General features: G+C 23.7%; 18 protein-coding genes, 3 tRNA genes, 1 rRNA gene and 1 pseudogene. 15 read left to right on the top strand and 8 right to left on the bottom strand.

Going from position 1 to position 24,292, the window contains the following annotated elements:
* Positions 1 to 3 precede the first annotated feature (3 nt).
* The 4 genes from ilvN to map all read right to left on the bottom strand — a co-directional run bounded on the left by ilvN (position 4) and on the right by map (position 4,242).
* Positions 4 to 504 (bottom strand): acetolactate synthase small subunit, encoded by a 501-nt coding sequence (ilvN, locus tag D9V79_RS00715; RefSeq protein WP_158351726.1) that lies wholly within the window; start codon positions 502 to 504, stop codon positions 4 to 6.
* On the bottom strand, positions 482 to 2,197 hold the full coding sequence (ilvB, locus tag D9V79_RS00720) for a biosynthetic-type acetolactate synthase large subunit (protein WP_158351728.1): 1,716 nt from the start codon (positions 2,195 to 2,197) through the stop codon (positions 482 to 484). Before ilvB ends, ilvN begins: the two co-directional genes overlap by 23 nt.
* Before the next feature lie 405 nt (positions 2,198 to 2,602).
* Positions 2,603 to 3,427 (bottom strand): 2,3,4,5-tetrahydropyridine-2,6-dicarboxylate N-succinyltransferase, encoded by an 825-nt coding sequence (gene dapD, locus D9V79_RS00725; RefSeq protein WP_158351730.1) that lies wholly within the window; start codon positions 3,425 to 3,427, stop codon positions 2,603 to 2,605.
* Between the two features lie 20 nt (positions 3,428 to 3,447).
* The gene (gene map, locus D9V79_RS00730) at positions 3,448 to 4,242 is read right to left on the bottom strand and encodes a type I methionyl aminopeptidase (RefSeq protein ID WP_158351732.1); all 795 of its coding nucleotides are present in this window, start codon (positions 4,240 to 4,242) and stop codon (positions 3,448 to 3,450) included.
* Positions 4,243 to 4,492: 250 nt separating this feature from the next.
* Between map and rpsB the strand changes: the two genes are divergently transcribed.
* From rpsB to dnaE, 6 genes and pseudogenes are all read left to right on the top strand, one after another.
* A complete protein-coding gene (gene rpsB / locus D9V79_RS00735; RefSeq protein WP_158351734.1) occupies positions 4,493 to 5,194 on the top strand; it encodes a 30S ribosomal protein S2 in 702 nt (233 codons plus the stop codon).
* Positions 5,195 to 5,303: 109 nt separating this feature from the next.
* Entirely contained in the window at positions 5,304 to 6,101 is a 798-nt protein-coding gene (tsf, locus tag D9V79_RS00740; RefSeq protein ID WP_158351736.1) for a translation elongation factor Ts, read from the top strand.
* Positions 6,102 to 6,221: 120 nt separating this feature from the next.
* Complete coding sequence (gene frr, locus D9V79_RS00745; protein ID WP_158351738.1) at positions 6,222 to 6,779, top strand: ribosome recycling factor; 558 nt, start codon at positions 6,222 to 6,224, stop codon at positions 6,777 to 6,779.
* 631 nt (positions 6,780 to 7,410) lie between these two features.
* The gene (locus tag D9V79_RS01940) at positions 7,411 to 7,557 is read left to right on the top strand and encodes a hypothetical protein (protein ID WP_187306417.1); all 147 of its coding nucleotides are present in this window, start codon (positions 7,411 to 7,413) and stop codon (positions 7,555 to 7,557) included.
* A 1,268-nt stretch (positions 7,558 to 8,825) separates the two neighbouring features.
* Positions 8,826 to 8,990, top strand: a pseudogene (locus tag D9V79_RS01980) (BamA/TamA family outer membrane protein); the annotation flags it as partial.
* Between the two features lie 698 nt (positions 8,991 to 9,688).
* Positions 9,689 to 13,186 (top strand): DNA polymerase III subunit alpha, encoded by a 3,498-nt coding sequence (gene dnaE, locus D9V79_RS00755; protein WP_158351740.1) that lies wholly within the window; start codon positions 9,689 to 9,691, stop codon positions 13,184 to 13,186.
* A gap of 10 nt (positions 13,187 to 13,196) precedes the next feature.
* On the opposite strand, the gene proS is transcribed toward dnaE, so the two are convergent.
* Positions 13,197 to 14,435 carry a proline--tRNA ligase gene (gene proS / locus D9V79_RS00760; RefSeq protein WP_158351743.1) on the bottom strand — a complete coding sequence of 413 codons (1,239 nt, stop codon included), beginning with the start codon at positions 14,433 to 14,435 and terminating at the stop codon, positions 13,197 to 13,199.
* A gap of 850 nt (positions 14,436 to 15,285) precedes the next feature.
* On the opposite strand from proS, the gene D9V79_RS00765 reads away from it, so the two are divergent.
* The 9 genes from D9V79_RS00765 (at position 15,286) to tadA (ending at position 20,142) form a co-directional block, all read left to right on the top strand.
* Positions 15,286 to 16,834, top strand: a 16S ribosomal RNA gene (locus tag D9V79_RS00765).
* 57 nt (positions 16,835 to 16,891) lie between these two features.
* A tRNA-Ile gene (locus D9V79_RS00770) sits at positions 16,892 to 16,965 on the top strand.
* Positions 16,966 to 16,984: 19 nt separating this feature from the next.
* Positions 16,985 to 17,057, top strand: a tRNA-Ala gene (locus D9V79_RS00775).
* Between the two features lie 25 nt (positions 17,058 to 17,082).
* Entirely contained in the window at positions 17,083 to 17,808 is a 726-nt protein-coding gene (dnaQ, locus tag D9V79_RS00780) for a DNA polymerase III subunit epsilon (protein WP_158351745.1), read from the top strand.
* Positions 17,809 to 17,881: 73 nt separating this feature from the next.
* Positions 17,882 to 17,955, top strand: a tRNA-Asp gene (locus tag D9V79_RS00785).
* 106 nt (positions 17,956 to 18,061) lie between these two features.
* Positions 18,062 to 18,502, top strand: a complete 441-nt coding sequence (gene gpt, locus D9V79_RS00790; protein WP_158351747.1) for a xanthine phosphoribosyltransferase — start codon at positions 18,062 to 18,064, stop codon at positions 18,500 to 18,502.
* A 105-nt stretch (positions 18,503 to 18,607) separates the two neighbouring features.
* On the top strand, positions 18,608 to 19,084 hold the full coding sequence (gene grpE / locus D9V79_RS00795) for a nucleotide exchange factor GrpE (protein WP_158351749.1): 477 nt from the start codon (positions 18,608 to 18,610) through the stop codon (positions 19,082 to 19,084).
* Positions 19,085 to 19,136: 52 nt separating this feature from the next.
* A complete protein-coding gene (gene smpB / locus D9V79_RS00800; RefSeq protein WP_158351751.1) occupies positions 19,137 to 19,610 on the top strand; it encodes an SsrA-binding protein SmpB in 474 nt (157 codons plus the stop codon).
* 46 nt (positions 19,611 to 19,656) lie between these two features.
* Complete coding sequence (gene tadA / locus D9V79_RS00805; RefSeq protein ID WP_261978606.1) at positions 19,657 to 20,142, top strand: tRNA adenosine(34) deaminase TadA; 486 nt, start codon at positions 19,657 to 19,659, stop codon at positions 20,140 to 20,142.
* Between the two features lie 140 nt (positions 20,143 to 20,282).
* On the opposite strand, the gene era is transcribed toward tadA, so the two are convergent.
* From era to lepA, 3 genes are all read right to left on the bottom strand, one after another.
* On the bottom strand, positions 20,283 to 21,137 hold the full coding sequence (era, locus tag D9V79_RS00810) for a GTPase Era (RefSeq protein ID WP_158351753.1): 855 nt from the start codon (positions 21,135 to 21,137) through the stop codon (positions 20,283 to 20,285).
* The gene (gene rnc, locus D9V79_RS00815; RefSeq protein WP_158351755.1) at positions 21,134 to 21,796 is read right to left on the bottom strand and encodes a ribonuclease III; all 663 of its coding nucleotides are present in this window, start codon (positions 21,794 to 21,796) and stop codon (positions 21,134 to 21,136) included. The genes era and rnc overlap by 4 nt, the downstream gene beginning before the upstream one ends.
* Positions 21,797 to 22,477: 681 nt before the next feature.
* On the bottom strand, positions 22,478 to 24,265 hold the full coding sequence (gene lepA / locus D9V79_RS00820) for a translation elongation factor 4 (RefSeq protein ID WP_158351757.1): 1,788 nt from the start codon (positions 24,263 to 24,265) through the stop codon (positions 22,478 to 22,480).
* Positions 24,266 to 24,292 lie beyond the last annotated feature (27 nt).

Genomic DNA, 24,292 nt, shown 5'->3' on the forward strand with positions numbered 1-24,292 from the left:
TTATTATTTATTTATGCTTATTATACTTGATCTTGAAATTGTAGTAATTTTAGAAATATTTTTAATAATTTTAATAAAAGTGTTTATTTTTTTTTGTGTTCCTGAAATTTGAATGATGTATTCATTTAATGTGAAATGGATAATTCTTCCTTTAAAAATTTTAATTATTTGATATATTTCTATTTTTTTTTCTTTATTAGTATTATGAATTTTAATTATCATAATTTCTCGTTCTATAGATTGATTTGGTATAATTTTAATAACTTGTAATACATTAATTAATTTATATAGTTGTTTTTCAATTTGTTCAATAGTTTTTTGATTTCCTATAGTTTTTATTATGACTTGGAATATTTTATTTTTGTTTGTCAGATTAACATTCATACTTTCTATATGATAACCTTTGTGTGTAAATAATCCTATGATTCGAGATAAGGAACCGGACTCATTTTCTAAAAGTATTGATAATATTGTTTTTTTATTATTTTTTAAATCGCATTTCATTCATTCCTCCTCCTTTAATTTGCATGGGATATACATGTTCATGATGATCAATATATATGTCTACAAAAACTAAATAGCCGTTTAATAATTTTTCTAATGCGAATTTTAATTTTTTTTTTAATTTATTCTTTTGAGTAATTGAAATACCAATATGACCGTATGATTCTGATAATTTAACAAAGTTAGGGAGTGATTTCATATAAGAATGCGAATGTCTTCCTGCATACAGTATATCTTGCCATTGTCGTACCATACCTAATGACCGATTATTCAAATTTAATATTAATATCGGTAATTGATATTGCATGGCAGTTGATAATTCCTGTATATTCATTTGTATACTTCCATCTCCTGTAATACAAATTACTTTTTCTTTAGGTAAAGCTAATTTTACGCCTAATGCTGCTGGTAATCCAAATCCCATAGTTCCTAAACCGCCAGAATTAATCCATCGTCTTGGTTTATTGAATGTGTAATATAATGCTGTAAACATTTGATGTTGACCTACATCAGTTGTTATGTAAGCTTGTCCTTTAGTTAATTTCCATAATATTTCGATTACGTGTTGGGGTTTTATTTTTTTACTATTTGTATTATATTTTAGACTATTTTTTTTTCTCCATTTTGTAATACGTATCCACCATGGTATTAATCGATTAGGGTTGATATATGTGTTATGATATTTAAGTAGTTGCAATAAGTTATGTAATATTTCTTTTGCGTCTCCAACAATTGATATATTTGCAATAATTGTTTTAGATATTGATGTAGGATCAATATCAATGTGTATTATTTGTGCATGGGGACAATATTTTTCAATGTTATTTGTGGTTCTATCATCAAATCTTACTCCAATAGCAAGTATAACATCAGCATGATGCATAGCCATATTTGCTTCATATGTTCCATGCATGCCGATCATATGAAGATTTTGAGGATGTTGGCCAGGAAATGCTCCTAATCCCATTAAGGAAGTTGTTACTGGAATATTTAAAATTTCTGCTAGTTTTTGAATTTTTTTAGAACTATTTGAAATGATTATTCCTCCACCAATATATATAATTGGTTTTTGAGCAGATAATAATATTTTTAATATTTGTTTTAATTTTTTGGTGTTACATTCTGGTATTTTTAGGTAACGTGGTTTTATATGTATTGATTGAGTTTGAATATATGGTTTTGTGTTGACGTGGTTTAAAATATTTTTTGGAATATCTATTACAACAGGTCCTGGTCTTCCTGTTACAGCTAATAAAAATGATTTTTTAAAAATAATTGGGATATCTTCGATATGTTTAATAAGAAAGCTATGTTTAACGATCGGTCTGGAAATACCTAACATATCACATTCTTGAAATGCGTCATATCCAATTAATGATGCATCAACTTGTCCTGAAATAATGATCATTGGAATTGAATCCATATAAGCAGTAGCAATTCCTGTAATTGAATTAGTTGCTCCTGGACCTGAAGTAACAAGTACGACTCCTATTTTACCTGTTGCTCGAGCGTATCCATCTGCCATATGAGTAGCACTTTGTTCATGTCGTACAAGTATATGTTTGATTAAAGAGTTTTTTTTTAATACATCATAAATATCTAAAACAGATCCTCCGGGATACCCAAATATATATTTTATTCCTTGATCAATGAGTGCGCGAATGACTATTTCTGATCCTGAAAATATTTCCATTTTTTTTCCTTAATGTCACTTTTTATAATATATCTCATTAAATTGTATAGTTATGTTCTTTTTGATGAGGTTATATTAAATATAGAATGTAAAATGTCATTTTATTTACTTAGTTTGTATAATTTATTGGGTAATATTTAATTGTTTTTAGTTTTATTGTATGGTAGTCATTGTTATTAATAATATATATACTTTGAACGTGTGAAATGTTTTAGGTATATAATGATATTATTTAATGTATATACATTAAGGTATATGAATAATATATCAGAGTAAGTATTTTATAATTGTATATAATAAATATATATTTGATCGATATTATATGGTAGTGTATGTGTATGAAATAATTTTTTGTATAAGATTCATTAATGATTTTATATTTATATATATAATATCAGAATAGGTTTAATTGATATTTCTTAATAGTTGATTAATTTCTGTTTTTTTTAATGTATTATGATCAACTTGTTTGACAATTATAGCACAATATAAATTATATTTTTTATCTTGTGAAGGTAGAGTACCTGGTACTACAACGGAACCGGATGGTATTTTTCCATAAGTAATTGTTTTTGTTTGTCGATTGTATATTTTAGTACTTTGGCTAATATATACCCCCATTGAGATTACGGATCCTTCTTCAACAATTACTCCTTCAACAATTTCAGATCTAGCGCCGATAAAACAATTGTCTTCAATAATAGTAGGATTATTTTGTATGGGTTCTAGTACTCCTCCTATTCCTACTCCTCCAGAAAGATGAACGTTTTTTCCTATTCGGGCACAAGATCCCACAGTAGACCATGTGTCTATCATGGTTCCACTATCTATGTATGCTCCTATATTTATAAAAGAAGGCATAAGTATAGTGTTTTTACCAATAAATGCTCCTTTTCGAATTGTTGTTGGAGGTACAATACGGATATTATTTTTTTTTAATTCTAAATCTGTAATATTTTCATATTTTAGGTTAATTTTATCGTAGAAGGTGTTTTTTGTTTCTTGATTAATTTGATTTTTTTGAATACAAAAATATAATAATATTGCTTTTTTTAACCATTGATGTGTAATCCATTGTCCAGATATTTTTTCTGATACAGTTAATAATCCATGATCGATAAGATTAATTGTTTGGTGTATAGCATTAAAATCTGAACAGGTAATATTTTTATAGTTGATTTGATCTTTAAGTTTAAAAATTTCATTGATAGTTTTTTTTAGTTTTTTCATAATATTAACTCTTTTTTTTGTTAAATATTTTTATATATTCTATTTATTTTTTCTTTTTTTCTGAGTGTTAAAATTTCACATCCATCTTTTGTTACTAAAATAGTATGTTCATATTGTGCCGATAAACTGTTATCTTTTGTTTTTATTGTCCAACCATCTTGCATACAAAATACATGTTTTTCACCTAAATTAATTATTGGTTCTATAGTGAATATCATACCTTCTTGTAAAATTATTTTTTTATAATTGTTTAAATAATGTAAAATGTATGGTTTTTCATGAAAATTTTTACCAATGCCATGTCCACAATATTCTTCTACAATAGAATATGGTGTTGTATTAATATATTTTTGTATTTCTTTTCCAATTAGATTTATTGGAATACCTGGTTTAATTATTTTAAATGTAGAATAAAGACTCTGTTGTGCTGCATAACATAGTTTTTTAGCTTCTTTTTTTTTACATGGGTGGATGATAAACATTTTAGAAGTGTCTGCATAATATTTGTCTTTGATAATTGTGACATCAATATTAACAATATCACCTTTTTTTAGTTTTTCTTGATGATTAGGTATACCATGACATACAACGTTATTTACAGATATACAAACAGATTTTGGAAATCCTTGATATCCTAAACATCCAGGTATAGCTTTTTGTTTATTTTTAATATAATCATGACAAATATTGTTTAATTCTAAGGTTGTGATATCAGGAACAAGGTATGGTTTAATCATATCGAGTACTTCAGATGCAAGATAACCAGATATTTTCATTTTTTCAATGTCGTTTTTATTTTTTATAACAATGTTCATTTTTATTCATAGTCATATTTGTATATTTAAAAATTTGAATCTATCATATATTTTGAATATTAGTTTTGAATTTTTTTATTTTATATATTGAATATTTATCATATAATAATATTAAAAAATTTAATTTTTATTTTTGAAATAATATTAATATTTGATTTTAAGTTATTATATATTTAATTATGTGTAATAATTAAAATTATAAAGAAGTGATATAGTTAATATTTTGTGCAATTATGTAGAGGTATGTATAATGCAAATAGTTTCTATGAGAGATATGATAAAAGCAGGAGTGCATTTTGGACATCAAACACGTCATTGGAATCCAAAGATGAAACCATTTATTTTTGGGGTTCGTAATAAAGTACATATTATTAATTTAGAAAAAACAGTACCTATGTTTTATAAAGCATTATTAGAGTTAAAAAAAATTCATTCATGTCAAGGAAAAATATTATTTGTTGGTACAAAAAAAATTGCTAGTAATGCTATTCAAAATGCTGCTGTGAGTTGTAAACAGTTTTATGTTAATCAACGTTGGTTAGGGGGTATGTTAACTAATTGGAAAACTGTTAGACAATCTATTAAGCGTTTAAAAGATTTAGAACAACAAATTCAAGAAGGCATTTTAGATAAATTAACCAAAAAAGAAGGTTTAGTAAAATCTCGAGAATTATTGAAGTTACAAAGTAGTTTAGGAGGTATTAAAGATATGGGGGGATTACCAGATGCTATTTTTGTTATAGATGCTGAATATGAACGAATTTCTATTAAAGAAGCAAATAATTTAGGTATTCCTGTATTTTCCGTAGTAGATACTAACTCTAGTCCTGAAGGAATTGATTTTATTATTCCTGGGAATGATGATGCTATTAGATCAGTGAATTTATATTTGAATACTATTGTTACTTATATTGTTAATGACATGAGTGAGCATATTGTAGATCATAATTAATGTAATTATATTGTATATTTGGTATAATATAATTTAATGTATATTTATATAAATTATTCTTTGTAAATTTAATAATTGTTTTTATGTGATATGAATAAGGTATTTTATAATGAATATTAATTGTAATCTTATTAAAAAATTAAGACTAAAAACAGGCAGTGGAATTATGGATTGTAAAAAAGCGTTATTGCATTCTTCAGGAAATTTAGAAAAAGCTATTGTTTATTTACGGAAAAATGGTATTTTGAAAGCAGAAAAAAAAAGTCTTAATGTTGCATTACATGGTGTTATATTGTCTAAAATTAAAAATAATTTTGGATATTTAATAGAAGTAAACTGTGAAACTGATTTTGTTGCACAACATGAGGAATTTATTTATTTCGCTAAAGAAGTACTAAAACAATTATGTATTCAAAATATAAAAGATATAAATCATTTAAGACATGTTTGTAATAATAAAAGAATTGATTTAATTTCTAAATTTAATGAAAATATTATTATTCGTAGATATTATATTTTACAAGGTTGTTTTATTACATCATATATTCATGGGTTTAGAATTGGTGTTTTATTGGATACTCAGTGTTCTCAGAATTCAACTTTAATGAAGCAAATTGCTATGCATATTGCTGCAAGTAAACCAGATTTTTTACATTCTGATGATATTCCTATTTCTGTCATAAAAAATGAAAGACAAATACAATTGGATATTGTGAAACAATCTGGAAAATCTGACTTAATATCTAAAAAAATTGTTGATGGTAAAATGAAAAAATTTATTAATAATGTTGTTTTATATGAACAAAATTTTATTATTGATCCTAATAAAAAAATGAAAGATTTTTTACTTGAAAATAATATAAAGATTTTAAAATTTATTAGATTTGAACTAGGAGAAATTATTTAAAATATTGTGTATATAAGTGTTAGTATAAAAAAGAAATAATGTTATAACAGGTTATTATATATTACAATTTTGATTTTTAAATATAAATATGTTATTTAATTTGATAATAGGTTATATTATATGATGGATAATTTTAAGAAAGATGTAGAAAATCAAATGTATAAATGTGTTAAAAATTTTAAAAAAAAAATTTGTGGATTGCATTTAGGTAAAGTATCACCATCTTTAATAGAAGGAATATGTATAGAATATTATGGATCTATAACACCAATAAAACAGTTAGCAAATATTACTGTTGAAAATTCGTGTACTTTAAAATTAAGTATTTTTGATCATACTCTTACTAAAATTGTTGAGAAAGCTATTATTCAATCAAATTTAGGATTAAATCCTATTGTACATGGTAATTATATTAGAATTGTTATGCCTTATGTAACAGAGGAAAAAAGAAAGAAAATATTTATATTTATTAAACAACAAGCTGAAAACAATCGAGTTGCTATTCGTAATATTCGTCGTTGTGCAAATGAAACATTAAAGAAATATGTTCAGGATAAAATTATTGACAAAGATTTAGAACGTATTGTACATAATGAAATACAAAAGTTAACTAATTTTTATATTAATAAAGTTAATATTATATTATCAAATAAAGAATTGGAAGTTATGAAAGTATGATTTAAAAAAATCATTTATTATTTACATGTTGAATAGATTTGTAGAATAAAATGTATTATATTTTATTCAGTTTATTAATAAGTAAAAATTTATTATATTTAACAAGCATTCTTTATATTATAAAATATTTTTATTAACATATTTCAATGAATGATTTTAAAATTTTATATATAATAGTTGTAAATATACATTTTATATGAGATTTTTGTAAGAATTTTTACAATACAATGAGTATTATTTTTTGCTTTTTGTGTAAGTGTATGTGGATTGTTTATTTTTAAAATAAATATAAGTAAAATAAAATTTTTAGAATCACAAAATTTTTTGTTTTCATATAAATGTTTTGATATTCGTAGTATCAATCAATTTTTTGTACAAAGATAGATAATAAATATTATAAAATATTGTCATATGATATATATACAAAGAATAAATTAGTCAATATTGCGAATAATAGAGATAAGAAGTGGAAAAAAGTTTATGATTCACGGATTATTATTTTTAGCAATTATACATTTTCAAAATATATGATTATATCTTAATTAAAATTATTAGGATTCAAGTTAATAATTCAATAAATTTATGTTTTTTATGTCGATTGAGTAAAAGAATATTATTAATATATTATCATATGGAAAGATATAATATTAATATTCAGGTTCATGTAAATAGATTAGGTAATAAAGTTATTTTAAAAATTATATTTTTAGAAAGATTATTAAAAATTTTCAGTTATATTAATATTATTGGTAATCAAATATTACTTAAAAATAATTAATATCATTATTGAATATTAATGATCGTTACATTTTTTTTTAATATCACAAAATCAGGTGAATAGTTTTAATATTATAAAAAAATAAAAATTTTTATTTTTAGAATAGAGATATTAGTTTTATTCAAAAAAAAAAAAAAAAAAAAAGAATATAATAAAATTATTTCATTATCGTAAAAATATTGGTATGTATGTTAATCATACTGATTTCAAGCATTTGATTATATCTTACATTGTAGTTTATTGAAATATTTTAAAAAATTTTAGTTTTTTAAAAGATCAGTTGTTTTCATTACATATTGGTTTAAAATTTAATTTAAATCAAATATTAGGTGTGAAGTTAAAAATAAAATATACTTTTAAATTTTGGTTATGTTCAGTCAAAATTTTTTTTACATTTGAGATAAATCAATTAGATAATACTGTTAATTGATATTTTAATATTAATTCAGGAATTCAATTTTTTATTCGAAAATCAGAATTAACAGCGCATAATCAAATAGCCAATTTATCGAATATTATTATGATGTTAAGAAATTATAAGGTTTATATTTTAATTTACAACGTATTCAGCAAGAAAAATATAAATTATCAAATATAGGATGTATTAAAAATGTTATAATTAAGATACATCAATCTAAGAAAAAAAATAATTTTATTGATATTTTTTATGTTTTAGAAGAGAAAAAATAAATTTTGTTTATTTTGGTATTTAATGTTTTAAATTAAGTGGTTTAAATATTCATTTAATATTAAAATATAATTATTGGATTAGTTTAAATACACAGACAAAATTATATTTTTATCATGATCATCGGTTCTTAAGTAGTATTATATTTTTTATCCTAAATTTTTCATAATCTTTTTAATGTAATTAACCGTATATTTTATACAAATGTAAAAAATAATTTTTTATATTGTAAAGTATTATTTATGGTGATCAGGGAAAATTAATTATTTATTTTTATCAAATCAGAATATATGGATGGGAATAGAAGACATTAAAAATAATTTTATTAATATTGATTCTTGTTTATATTCTTATGATCATATTAAAATGAATGGAGAAGAATATAAATAGTTTTATGTTTAATTATTATATTATTTTTGATGTTAGAGTGTTCATTTTTTGGTTATATAATAATATAGAGTAGTATAAATATTTTCTATAGTTTGGAAATAAATTATTTTTAATGTCTCAAATTTCTATTCCTGAAATATATTATAATTTAAATCAAGTAGTTGTTAATACTGAGTAATATTATCTTTTAGATAATAATAAAAAATTTATATTATATACTAAATTTCATTTAGGTATTGAATATACTTTTAATTATGTAAGTATTCTATTTTATGATAATTTTTATTTGGGTGGATATGATAGTATTCGAGGTTTTCGTATAATAGTATTAACCCAAGAGGTTTTATGTAAATAATAATACAGATAAAAAGAATTTATATTTGATAAATTTGAAGTTTGGTTTATGTTGATCGGATACTTTTATTGGTGGTAATATTTGTTTTTAGTAATATGAATTTAGTTATTCCTAATATTTTGTAATGAAAAAGTATTCTAATTTGTTTTGTAGTTCTTTATTTTTAGATGTTGGAAATGTTTGAATACTAATTGGAAGAATAGTATCAAAAGATGTTTCATTTAAATATAAAAAATTATAATAATCCGAATAATTTATGCTCTTTTATTGGTATATTTATCGAGTGTGTTTCTTTTATATGTTTATTAATATTTTCTTATGTTTATCCTATTTATTATAGTACAGAATATGTATTAGAATTTTTTCAATTTCATATTAATAAGTCTTTGTAATATATTGAGATGTATATTTCTACAACATGGTATGGTATTATATATAAATATATTCAAATATTTATTAAAATCATTTTTTTATATTATTTTGAATATTTTTATTTATTTAAATATAATACTTATTAATTGTATAATTTGTTATAGTAAATATTGTTTCTGATTATTTATGATATGTATTGTATATTTCATTATACTATATGCAATGTTTATTTATAATAAATTATTTAATTAATAAATATATGATGTTTGCAATAATATAGTTTTATGATGCTATAATAAATCATTAATTAATTTTGGAATAAAAATATGGATCCAAAATTTATTCATTTATGTGTTCGAAGTGATTATTCTATTACAAGTGGGTTATATACACCTCGTGAGTTAGTTAATAAAACATATAATTTAAATATGCCTGCTATAGGAATGGTGGATTATGGTAACTTTTATGGTGCTATAAAATTTTATAAATCTTGTTATAGTATGGGTATTAAACCAATTTTCGGGGTAAAATTTAAACTACAATCTGATTTATTAAATAACCAATTGAGTAACATTAATATTTTAGCATATAATAATGTTGGTTATCATAATTTAATAATTTTAATTTCTAAAGCTCATCAGAAAAAGTTTCAATCTATTTATTCTAAAAATGATATTATTATATGTCAAAGTTGGTTAATACAATATAAAGAAGGTTTAATTATTCTGTCTGGGGGTTGTAAAGGTGATTTTGGAAAGTATTTAATTCAAGGTAATTATAAAATAGTTAATAGTTTTATAGATTTTTATCGTAAATATTTTCCTCAAGCTTATTATTTAGAGGTTACAAGAACAAATCGTGAATATGAAGAAGAATATATTTATCATGCTATTAAATTATCAATGTGTAAAAATATTCCTATTGTTGCTACAAACGATGTATGTTTTATAAATAAAAATGATTTTAGTATACATGATATTCGTGTTTCTATTTACCAAGGGATACCTGTTAATTCAGAAAAGTTTTTTTCTCATTATAGTCAAGAACAATTTATGAAAAGTGAACAGGAAATGTGTTCTTTGTTTTCGGATATACCTGAAGCATTAGAAAATAGTGTTATTATTGCTAAAAGATGTAATGTTATTATTAAAACTGGTAAATATTTTTTGCCGAATTTTCCTACAAAAAAAATGAATGTAAGAGATTTTTTAGTTTTAAAAAGCGTAGAGGGTTTAAAAAATAGGTTAGAAACATTGTATTCTAATCAAGAAATTGAAACATCTGTTTATAAAAAATATCACAATAGATTATTTTATGAGTTAGATATTATTAACAGAATGAAATTTCCTGAATATTTTTTAGTTGTTATGGAATTTGTACAATGGGCTAAAAGTCATAATATACCTGTTGGTCCAGGTAGAGGGTCAGGGGCAGGATCATTAGTAGCATATGTTTTAAAAATTACTGAGTTAGATCCTTTAGCTTTTGATTTATTATTTGAGCGTTTTTTAAATCCTGAAAGAATATCCATGCCGGATTTTGATATTGATTTTTGTATGGATAAACGTGATTTAGTCATTGAACATGTATCTCAGTTTTATGGAAGACATCATGTTGCACAAATTATAACATTTGGGAAAATGTCAGCTAAAGCTGTAGTTCGAGATGTTGGTAGAGCATTAGGATATCCATATGGGTTTATTAATAATATTTCTAAATTAATTCCATTAGATTTGGGAATGACATTAAAAAAATCTTTATCTAGTAAATTTGAGTTAATACATCTTTATAATAAAGATATTGAAGTAAAAAATATAATTGATATATCAGAAAAATTAGAAGGCGTGATTAAAAATATTGGTAAGCATGCTGGAGGTATTGTTATTTCTCCTAAATCATTAATTCATTTTACTCCTATACAATATGATAGTCATAATATGTTTATTACTCAGTTTGATAAAGATGATATTGATTATGTAGGACTGTTAAAATTTGATTTTTTAGGTTTAAGAACGTTGACTGTTATTCATGAAGCATTAAAAATGATTAATCGTTTTTTGGTTAAAAAAAAACAAGTTCATTTAAATAAAATATCTTTATATGATCAAAAAAGTTTTCAATTATTAAAACAAGCTCAAACTACTGCAGTATTTCAATTAGAATCATATGGTATGAAAGATTTAATTTTAAAGTTACAACCAGATTGTTTTGAAGATATTATTTCATTAATTGCTTTATTTCGACCTGGTCCTTTACAATCAGGTATGGTGGATAATTTTATTAATCGAAAAAAAGGTAAGGAGGTGATTGCATATCCTGATATTCGGTGGCAACATAAATCTTTAAAACCTATTTTAAAATCAACATATGGTATTATATTATATCAAGAACAAGTTATGCAGATTGCTCAAGTATTGTCTGGGTATACTTTATCTTATTCAGATATTTTATTGCGAGCGATGTCAAAAAAAAATATTCATGAAATGATGAAACAACGTGCTTATTTTCAAATATCTGCATATAAAAATGGTATACCGAAAAAATTATCAGAAAAAATATTTGATTTACTTGAAAAATTTTCAGGTTATGGTTTTAATAAATCACATTCATCCGCGTATGCATTAATTTCATATCAAACACTTTGGATAAAATCAAATTATCCTGCTCAGTTTATGGCTGCTGTTATGAATTCAGATATTGATAATTCTGATAAAATTAGAATTTCTATTCGAGAATGTTTCAGAATGCGATTAAAGATTATTGCGCCTAATATTAATGATAGTAATTATTTTTTTACAGTTAATGCTAATAATGAAATAATTTATGGGTTAGGTGCAATTAGAGGTATTGGTCGATCTGTGTGTGATGCTATTATTATTGCGAGAAAAAAATTGAAAAGTTTTTCTAGTTTATTTGATCTATGTATTTATATAGATAATAAAAAAATAAATAAACGTGTTTTGGAAAAATTAATTTTTTCTGGGGCTTTAGATGTTTTTAAATTATCAAGATTTAAATTAGTGAATTTAATTCCTCAAGTATTAAAATTGTCTAATCAATATGTACATTCACGAAATATTAATCAGCTTATATTATTTAAGCCTCTTTTATGTGATGTAGAAAAATTTAGAGATGTGAATGATATACAAGATTCTTTACAATTTAAACATTGGTCGAATAAAATCCAATCTGAATTTGAAAAAGATGCATTGGGATTTTATTTTATTACTAATCCTATTAGTGAATATATTGATGAATTATTATATTATACAAATGGATTAAAAATAAAAAATATTAGTTTAGATTATAAAAATAAAGTAGTAAAAATTTTTGGGATTATTTCTGAATTACGATCAAAATTTACGAAAAGAAGTAATAAAGTTGTTTTTTTAGATTTTATTGATGGTATTGATCAAATTGAAGTTATGGTTTTAAATAATGTATTTAGTAAATATCAAGATATTTTGAATAAAGGTAATATATTAATTATTACTGGTTTAATTATTTTTAATAATATTAATAAGGTCTTTAGATTAATTGCTTATTCTATTTTAGAATTAGATGAAGCAAGAAATAAATATGTTAAGAGGATTATTTTAATAGTTTCTACTGATTTATATAATCATAGAACATTAAATAAAATTGATTATATTCTTAAACCATTTAATGTTGGCACAATACCATTAATTATGTATTATAAAAATGAGCATTTGAAAGTGTATTCTAAAATAGATAAAAGTTATAATATCATTATAAATGAAATTTTAATTAGTCAATTAAAACGGTTATTAGGTATGAAAAATGTGTATTTAAAATTTGATTAAATCGTATTTTTTATTTTTTATATTTATTAATAATATATTGTATAATATCATTAATATGTATAATTTTAGTATTATAAATTTTTTTTCTTGTTTGATATTCTATAGTATGAAATTTTATAGTATTATTATTAATAATGATAATATTTGGAATTCCAATTAAGTTAGCATCATAAAATTTTGTTCCAATTCTTTCATTGCGATCTTCTAAAAGTATTTGAATATTATTTTGTTTAAATTGTTTATATAGTTTTTCGGATATTTCTTTAATTTTATTACACACAGAAAAATTTATAGGTATTATGAGTACTTGGAATGGTGCGATATGTTTTGGCCAAATAATACCTTTATTGTCGTGATGTTGTTCAATAATAGCTGATATTAATCTCGTAATACCGATCCCATAACATCCAAGATGTACGAATTTTTGTTTTCCTTTTATATTTTGGATTCTTGCATTTATTATTTTAGAGTATTTTTTCCCAATTTGGAAAGTATGTCCTATTTCAATGCAATTTTTTATGATTGCGTTGTGGTTAAATTGTTGTTTTGTATATATGTATTTTTTCACGGATGTGTTTGAAATAATAATTTTATCTTCCCCATTTTTAGATAAAGCTTGAAATTCATGAGAACATTTTCCTCCTATCACACCAGAATCAGCTTGTACTGAATAAAATTTTAAACACATTTTTTGAAATATTTTTTTATATGTTTTATGTATTTTAATATATGTTTGTTCTAAGGATTTTTTGCTGGCATGAAATGAGTATGCATCTTTCATAATAAACTCACGTGATCGCATGATTCCAGATCTAGGTCTAATTTCATCTCTAAATTTTGTTTGTATTTGGTATATTATAATTGGTAATTTTTTATAAGATTTAATTTCTTTTTTAATAAAATCTGTCATTATTTCTTCATTGGTTGGACTTAATATAAATCTATTATTATGTCTGTCGTATATTTTAATTAATTCTTTTCCATATTCTTGAATACGATTACTTTGACACCACAGTATATCTGGTTGCATAGTAGGAAAGTACATTTCAATTGCATGACATTTTTTCATTTCATGATGTATAATTTTTTTTATATTTTTAATAACACGTAATCCATTAGGTAACCAAATATATAATCCTGATGCTAATTTTCGTATTAAACCTGATCGTAACATGAGCTGATGACTAATTATATGAGTATTATTAGGTATTTCTTTTATTGTGTATAATAAATATTTACTTGTACGCATATATTTAATTAATTATTTCAAAATCATTGTATATAATCATTATACATAAATGTTGTGAATTTTGTATTTTGTGTCCAATTATTACTTTTTTTTTATAATTTTAAGATTTATTATTAATGAATATTTTAATGAATGATGTTTTTATGGATGAAAATTGAATGGTAGTGCATATTTAATTTTATTTGATATTATTGTTTTATATTCATAATAGTGGTATTTAGTATTGTTTTTAAAGTTAATGAATTACTTTAATATGTTATTATATTCTTTTATATCTAGTTCTATAAGTTATGCAATTTTTATTACTATGTTATTTTAAATATTTTTATTTTATATTCATTTAATTATTATTTTGATGTGTATATTTTATACAGATATAGTTAATATTTTGAATTTTTTTAGTCGTGTTTATTTTTATTTGTGATCATTATATTTATTTTTATAATGAATATATAGTGTAAATAGGAAAAGTATTTTTATATTTGGTTATATAAAGATTATAAGTACTTTATTTATTTAAATGAATTATGTATATTTTAGGATATTGTAATGTTTTGGAATAATATTAATATACTTATATAATTTATATAGTAAATTGTATTTGGGTTCATTTGTTGTATAATTATTTATATTCTGAATTGTTAAACGTTATTTAATTTTTAAAATTTCAAAAAAAAAGGTTGACATATTAATAAAAAACTGTATTATAGAAAGAGTTAGTTAAATACGCTCTTTGAAAATGTAATTAGATATTTCGTGTGGGCACGAAAAATTAATTTCGAAATATTTTTTTAAATAAAAAATAAATTTCAAAATTTTAAACTATTATTTTTTATTAAGTAATAGTTATTAATTGAAGAGTTTGATCATGGCTCAGATTGAACGCTGGCGGCAAGCCTAACACATGCAAGTCGAGCGGCATCGAAAGAAAGATTTTTTTCTTGTCGGCGAGCGGCGAACGGGTGAGTAATATCTGGGGATCTGCCTAAAAGAGGGGGATAACTATTGGAAACGATAGCTAATACCGCATAATGTTGTAAAACCAAAGCAGGGGACTTTTTTATAAAGCCTTGTACTTTTAGATGAACCCAGATGAGATTAGCTTGTTGGTAAGGTAATGGCTTACCAAGGCAATGATCTCTAGCTGGTCTGAGAGGATAACCAGCCACACTGGAACTGAGACACGGTCCAGACTCCTACGGGAGGCAGCAGTGGGGAATCTTGCACAATGGGCGAAAGCCTGATGCAGCTATGCCGCGTGTATGAAGAAGGCCTTCGGGTTGTAAAGTACTTTCGCTGAGGAAGAAAAGAAAATAACTAATAATTATTTTCTGTGACGTTACTCAGTAAAGAAGCACCGGCTAACTCCGTGCCAGCAGCCGCGGTAATACGGAGGGTGCTAGCGTTAATCAGAATTACTGGGCGTAAAGAGCTCGTAGGCGGCATATTAAGTTAGATGTGAAATCCCTGAGCTCAACTTAGGAACTGCATTTAAAACTGATAAGCTAGAGTATCGTAGAGGGAGGTAGAATTCCAGGTGTAGCGGTGAAATGCGTAGATATCTGGAGGAATACCCGTGGCGAAAGCGACCTCCTAGACGAATACTGACGCTGAGGTGCGAAAGCGTGGGTAGCAAACAGGATTAGATACCCTGGTAGTCCATGCCGTAAACGATGTCGACTTGGAGGTTGTTTCCTTGAGAAATGGCTTCCGAAGCTAACGCATTAAGTCGACCGCCTGGGAAGTACGGTCGCAAGGCTAAAACTCAAATGAATTGACGGGGGCCCGCACAAGCGGTGGAGCATGTGGTTTAATTCGATGCAACGCGAAGAACCTTACCTGGTCTTGACATCCATAGAATTTTTTAGAAATAAGAAAGTGCCTTCGGGAGCTATGAGACAGGTGCTGCATGGCTGTCGTCAGCTCGTGTTGTGAAATGTTGGGTTAAGTCCCGCAACGAGCGCAACCCCTATTCTCTGTTGCCAACGGTTCGGCCGGGAACTTAGAGGAGACTGCCGGTTATAAACCGGAGGAAGGTGGGGATGACGTCAAGTCATCATGGCCCTTACGACCAGGGCTACACACGTGCTACAATGGTACATACAAAGAGAAGCAATTCTGCAAAGATGAGCAAAACTCAAAAAGTGTATCGTAGTCCGGACTGGAGTCTGCAACTCGACTCCACGAAGTCGGAATCGCTAGTAATCGTGAATCAGAACGTCACGGTGAATACGTTCCCGGGCCTTGTACACACCGCCCGTCACACCATGGGAGTGAGTTGCAAAAGAAGTAAGTAGTTTAACCTGTAAAGGAGGACGCTTACCACTTTGTGGTTCATAACTGGGGTGAAGTCGTAACAAGGTAACTGTAGGGGAACCTGCGGTTGGATCACCTCCTTATAATAAATACGATTTAATTTTTTGTGTTCACATGAATTATCTAGTAAGATTTTTCGGAGGCTTGTAGCTCAGTTGGTTAGAGCGCACCCCTGATAAGGGTGAGGTCGGTGGTTCAAGTCCACTCAGGCCTATGAATGTATATTAACCAATGGGGCTATAGCTCAGCCGGGAGAGCGCCTGCCTTGCACGCAGGAGGTCAGCGGTTCAATCCCGCTTAGCTCCAAAAATTTTAAAATATTTATTAAAATATGATTGTAAATTATGATAGACAAATAGTACTAGATACTGAAACTACTGGTCTTAATAATCAAGGAAAAATATATTTAGGTCATAGAATTATTGAAATTGGAGCAGTAGAGTTGATTAATCGTAAGTTTACAAATAATAATTTTCATGTATATATTAATCCAAATAGATCAATACAACCTGATGCATTTAAGATTCATGGTATATCTAATGATTTTTTATTAGATAAACCTACATTTGGTGATATATATAAAGATTTTATAAAATATATTAATAATTCTGAAATTATTATACACAATGCAAATTTTGATGTAGGTTTTTTAAATTATGAATTAAATAAGTTAAATTTAAAAATAAAAAAAATTTCTGATATATGCAATATTATTGATACTTTAAAAATAGCTAGATCTATTTTTCCTGGCAAAAAAAATAGTTTAGATGCATTATGTAAACGTTATAAAATTTGTATTAATCGTAAATTACATAGTGCAATTCAAGATGCTAAAATATTATCCAAAGTATATTTACGAATGACCAGTATGCAAAAAGAAATTGATTTTGTCTCAATAAATAATAAAAATATTTATAAAATACATTCTGGTCATATACATGAAAGTCAACGAAAAAAATCATTATTTGTATATAAATTAACTAATAGTGAACAAAATAGACATAATCGTTACTTGCAAAAAATGAATACTATACATCCTTGTTTATGGATTCAATAGATTATTATTTTTATTAATTTCCATGGTATAGTATTTTTATTAAATAGAAAATGTTATATTATTTTTTATATAAGGTGCGGTAGTTCAGTTGGTGAGAATACTGGCCTGTCACGCCGGGGGTCGCGGGTTCAAGTCCCGTCCGCACCGAGAAATATATTTATATAAATTGTGTATTTAAATGATTATTTTTATTTACATTTTTAATAAATGTAATATAATATATTTATTGTTTAATATTAATTATGAATAATTTATGTATACAAAATATAGCGTAACTTGGTATGCGCTTCAGATGTACGTAAAACAATTGGCGTATAAACTTTCTTCAATTAGAAAATGGAGAAGCATTGTTGCAGTTAGTAGAGGAGGATTAATACCAGCAGCTTTATTGGCACAGGAATTAAATATTCGTCTTGTAGATACTATTTGTATTGATAGTTACAATGGTCAACATTATAATAAAAAAGTTTTAGTTATGAAAACATCACCTATAGATTCTAAATATACTTTAATTGTAGATGATTTAGTGGATACAGGACGAACAGCTCAAATTATTCGTTCAATGTATCCAAAATCATATTTTGTAACAATATTTGCTAAACCTCAAGGAGAAAAATTCGTGCATCAATATGTTATTCATGTTTTTCAATATGTTTGGATTGAACAACCATATGATATTTTACATTTTATATAAACTTTTTTTTCAATCAAATTAATTATATAATATTTATATATATTTTGATTGTATTTGTTAACGGATTATTAAATATTTTATATATTATTTATATTAGGATTGCTTATGATCACAAAAGAAATTGATAATATTAAAAGTTTAATTTATAAACAAGAAAAAAAATTAGTTGATTTAAAAATTTTATCTAAAAAAAAAATTCAAATTGCTTTAAAACGTTCTCAAGAAGATATTAAAAATGCCTATAAATATTGTTTATCAAAGTATATAATTTCTATTTTATCTGATATTGATAATTTAGAAAAAACAATAGAATTATCTATAAAAGAAAAAAAATTTTTTTCTTTTATATCTTATCAGTTAAAAAAAATTTTAAAATCATTTTTAGATTTATTTAAAATATATAATATTAATATTATTAATGAAATTAATATACCTTTTGATCCTAATATACATCAAGCAATTTCAATATCTTCATCTTGTGACATACAACCTAATTATGTTATTATGATTATGCAAAAAGGTTATAAATTACATGATCGTCTTTTAAGACCAGCTATGGTTGTTGTATCACAACCATCATAATTATTAATATAATATAAATATATTTTATAAAATAATAATTTTATAATTTATTATGATTAATATAAAACGTTATTCTAGTAGTAATATTGCAATTAATAAAAAAGCATATTATAATTTTTTGATCGAAGAAACTATAGAAAGTGGTTTAATATTACAAGGTTGGGAAGTAAAATCATTAAGAAACAGTAAGGTGAATATAAAAAACGGGTATATAATATTTAATGGTAATGAAGTTTTTCTAATTGGAATTTATATTCAACCTATTATACAAAATACAAATTATATAATAAATAATAAATCTAATAGAAATATAAAATTGTTGTTACATCGAAAAGAAATTTATTATTTATATGGAAAATATAAACAATTGAGATATAGTTTAATCGCTCTTGCTTTATATTGGAAAAAATCTTGGTGTAAATTAAAAATAGGAATTGCTAAAGGTAAAACTAATCTCGATAAACGAGAAAATAAAAAAAAAAAAGAATGGATGATACAAAAACAAAAAATTGTTAGATATTTTTAAAGAATAAAATTTTACAATATTTTATATATATAGAGATTTAGATATTGTGAATAATCGTACTTTATTAACGCAAGATAGAATGTATATGCAATATGCTTTTATTTTAGCAAATCATGCATATTCTTTAGGGGAAATTCCAGTAGGAGCAGTATTAACGTTTAATAATTATATTATTGGAACAGGATTCAATTGTTCTATTTCTCAACATGATCCTACAGCCCATGCTGAAATAATAGCGATTCGACAAGCAGGTAAAGTATTAAAAAATTATCGATTGTTGTATACTACATTATATGTTACTTTAGAACCTTGTACTATGTGTTTAGGAGCTATTCTGAATAGTCGAATTAGTCGTTTAGTATTAGGAACTAAACATATTTCTAAAAAATATAAAGAATATAAACAAATAGATATTTTAAAAGAAATAAAAAATAAAAATAAAATTAAAGTAGAAGAACTTGAAGAATATTTATTTGTTTGTACAAATTTAATAAAAAATTTTTTTCGTAATAAAAGAAAAAAAAATAAATAAAACATTTATCATATTTGTAAATTATAAATTTTAATTTAATAAATATTTTTATTTATATCAATTAATTACTTATTTTAATATATAAATAAATTGCATATAATAAATATGTTATTTTATATAACTTAAATTATTATATAATATTACATAGTTTTTTGAACCCATATTTTTAAATAAATCTTTTTTTGTATTATTTTTTCTATGTTTTTTCGTGCTAATATACTACAAAGTTTAATTTTTTCTCCTTTTTGTCCGATAATAATTTTTTTATGTCTATTATTATTCACTAATATCAATGCATAAATAAAACATGTTTTTTTTATATAATTTATATTGTATGTATCAATTTTTACTTTAATATTATATGGTAGTTCTTGACCTAAAAATCGTATAAATTTTTCTCGTATAATTTCAGATATTCTAAATACAAGAGAAGAGTTTGTTGTGTATGTATGTGGAAAATCGTGATTAGCTTTAGGAATATTGTGTTTTATATATTTTAATAATAAACTTATATTTTTTTGAGTTTTAGCAGAAATGGGAATAATTGATAAAAAATTATATTTTTCTTTTATTATATTAATAAATGGTAATAATTTTTTTTTATTATCAATAAGATCAATTTTGTTAATAACTAATATAATTGGTATCAAAAATTTTTTTATTTTTTTTAAAATAATGTCTTCAATTTCAGACCATTGTGTTTTATGAATAACAAAAATAATTAATCTTAATTTTTTTTTTTTTATTAAAAAGTTATTTTTGTTATATAAAAAAAAAACATTTTTTTTTGTAGTTATACCTGGTGTATCAATATAAATAGTTTGATAATTGTTTATTGTTTTTATTCCGATAATATTATTGATAGTTGTTCCAGGTATACGAGATGTAATGGATATTTTTTCACCAACAATTTTATTTAAAAGAGTAGATTTACCTGCGTTTTTTCTTCCGAAAATACCTATATAACCACAATGAGTAGTAGATAATTTTTTCATTCGATACCTAATTGTATTAATGCTTGATATGCAGCATCTTGTTCAGCTTTTCTTCGGCTAGATCCTACACCAATTATTTTTTTTTTATTAATTTGACAACATATTGTGAATAATTGGTTATGATCTTCTCCGTAAATTTGTATTATTATATATAATGGCAATGATACATGTTGAGATTGTAAATATTCTTGAAGACGTGTTTTAGGATCTTTTTTTATATAATATTTAACATTTATTTTTTGAAGTCTTTTATGATACCATTGTAATATAAGTTTTTCTACTGTGTGAATATCACTATCTAAAAATATACTACCAATAATTGCTTCTATGGTATTTGCTAAAATTGATTCTCTATGAAAATCTCCATTTTTTAATTCACCTTGTCCTAACTTTATATAAGATCCTAAACGAAATTCATACGCAATTTTAGATAATGTATTACCTTGTACTAAAATCGATCTTATACGACTCATATTACCTTCATTGAAATGAGGAAAATTTTGATATAAAATGTTTGAAATGACAAAACTTAAAATTGAATCTCCAAGAAATTCTAACCTTTCATTATTTTGATTATTTGCGCTACGATGTGTGAGTGCTTGATATAATAATTTTTTTTTTTTAAAAGTATATTTTAAAGTTTTTTGCAATTTTTGCATGAAGTATACTTGATATTTAAATATTTATATGTTTATTTATTTTACCGTCTTATATATATTTAATTATAAAAAATTTATATAAATATAATATTTTATTATGTATTAGATGAGTTAATAAAATTTAAAATTATTATTTATAATAATTTTTAAATATTTATTTTATATTTAACGATATATAGATAATTGATTTATCCTAATAAGATAAATAAATTATTATTTAATAATAATATATTATATTTATATAATATAGTTATTGAGTTTCTTTTTTTAAAATATTAAATATATTCTGTATAAGTTAGTAATAATTATAATTTTATTTTTATAGAATGAAATACAATATATTATTATTTTAATAAATATTTAAAATTTTATAGTTATTATTACTGTTTAATAAATCTAAAATCAACTTTTATTTTTATTAAAATATGATATTATCATGATATAATAAATATTATTTTGATAAAATAATAAAAATTTTTATAATAAAATATATTTGTATTAATTAATTATCATATATTTGATTAATAAAAATATAAATCTACATAATAAAAATTTATATTTCAAAGCAATATCATAGATATTGAATATAAATATTGTATTTATATTTTAAAACATATAATGTATTTTAATAAATATAAATATTTTAAATTATTTTAGATATAGTAAAGAATTTTATTCAATTTATTTTATGGAAAAAATAGAAAAAAAAGTTTCTTTTGGTATTTTTACATTACCTATTTGTTTCATTTTCTTTTTTCCTTTTTTTTGTTTTTCTAATAATTTTCTTTTTCTGCTAATATCTCCTCCATAACATTTAGATAATACATTTTTTCTTAATTGTTTAATAGTTGCACGAGCAATAATATTATTATTAATCATAGCTTGAATAACAATATTAAATTGATGTTTTGGAATAATAGTTTTGATTTTATTTACTATTTTATGAGCTTGAGATTTTGAATTTTCTCGATGTATAATTAAAGATAATGCATCAATTTTTTTAGTATTGATTAATATATCTAAACATACTATATCTGTTTTTTGAAAATATTTAAAATCGTATTCTAATGATGCATATCCTTGAGAAGAGGATTTTAATTGATCAAAAAAATTAACAACAATTTCTGACATAGGAATATCATATTGTAATGTTACTTGATTCGAATGATATATTATATTATGTTGTTTACCTCTTTTATTAGAACATAAATTTAAAATATTTCCAATATATTTAATAGGTGTTAAAATATTACAACGTGCAATTGGTTCACGAATTTCTTTAATTTTTTTATATTTTGATAAGTCTGATGGATGATAAATATAAACAATATTATTATCTAATGTTTGTATTTCATATATAACACTAGGAATAGTAGATATAACATCTAATTTATATTCTCTTTCTAATCTAGCTTGAATAATTTCCATATGTAATAAACCTAAAAATCCACATTTAAAACCAAATCCTAAAGAATGAGAAAATTCCGGTTGATAAAATAAAGAAGCATCATTTAAGCTTAATTTCTCTAATGCTATTCGAAATAATTTATAGTTTTCAGTTTTTCTAGGAAATAATCCTGCATATATTTTAGGTTTAATTTTCTTAAATCCACATATTGATGTTTTAATTGGGTGTTTAGAAGATGTGATGGTATCACCTACAGGAAAAGATTTAATGTTTTTTATACCACATGAAATCCATCCCACTTCTCCAGAATGTAAATAATTTTTATTTTTTGATTTTGGAGTAAATATGCCAATTTTGTTAACATAATAATTTTTTTTAGTACTAAACACTTGGATTTTTAATCCTTGAATTAATTTTCCGTTTTTAATGCGTACCAGAGATACTACACCTAAATAATTATCAAACCAAGAATCGATAATTAAAGCTTGTAATGTAGAATTGATACAACCTGATGGAGGGGGTATTTTTGTTACTATTGTATCTAATAGTTCTGTGATACCTGTTCCAGTTTTTGCTGAACATTTTACAATATGTTTTGTAGAAATTCCTATTAATTCTTTAATTTCTTGTATAACACGTTGAGTGTTAGCTGTTGGTAAATCAATTTTGTTTAATACGGGAATAATAGTTAAATTCATTTTTAAAGCCATATTACATGTTGCTATAGTTTGTGCTTCAATGCCTTGGCATGAATCAATTACTAGTAATGCTCCTTCACAAGCACTTAGAGAACGTGATACTTCATATGCAAAATCTACATGTCCTGGGGTATCAATAAAATTTAAATAGAATATTTTTTTATTTTTATTTATATATTTGATTGTGACATTTTGTGCTTTAATTGTGATTCCTCGTTCTTTTTCTAATTCCATAGAGTCTAAAACTTGATTAGACATTTCACGTTCTGTTAATCCTTGACATATTTGAATAAAACGATCAGCAAGTGTTGATTTTCCATGATCAATGTGTGCAATAATTGAAAAATTTCGTATATTTTTCATATAATTCATTTTATATTTGATTTAAAA

The organism is Buchnera aphidicola (Stegophylla sp.) (assembly GCF_005080785.1).
In the GTDB taxonomy this organism is placed as follows: Bacteria; Pseudomonadota; Gammaproteobacteria; order Enterobacterales; family Enterobacteriaceae; genus Buchnera_L; species Buchnera_L aphidicola_AQ.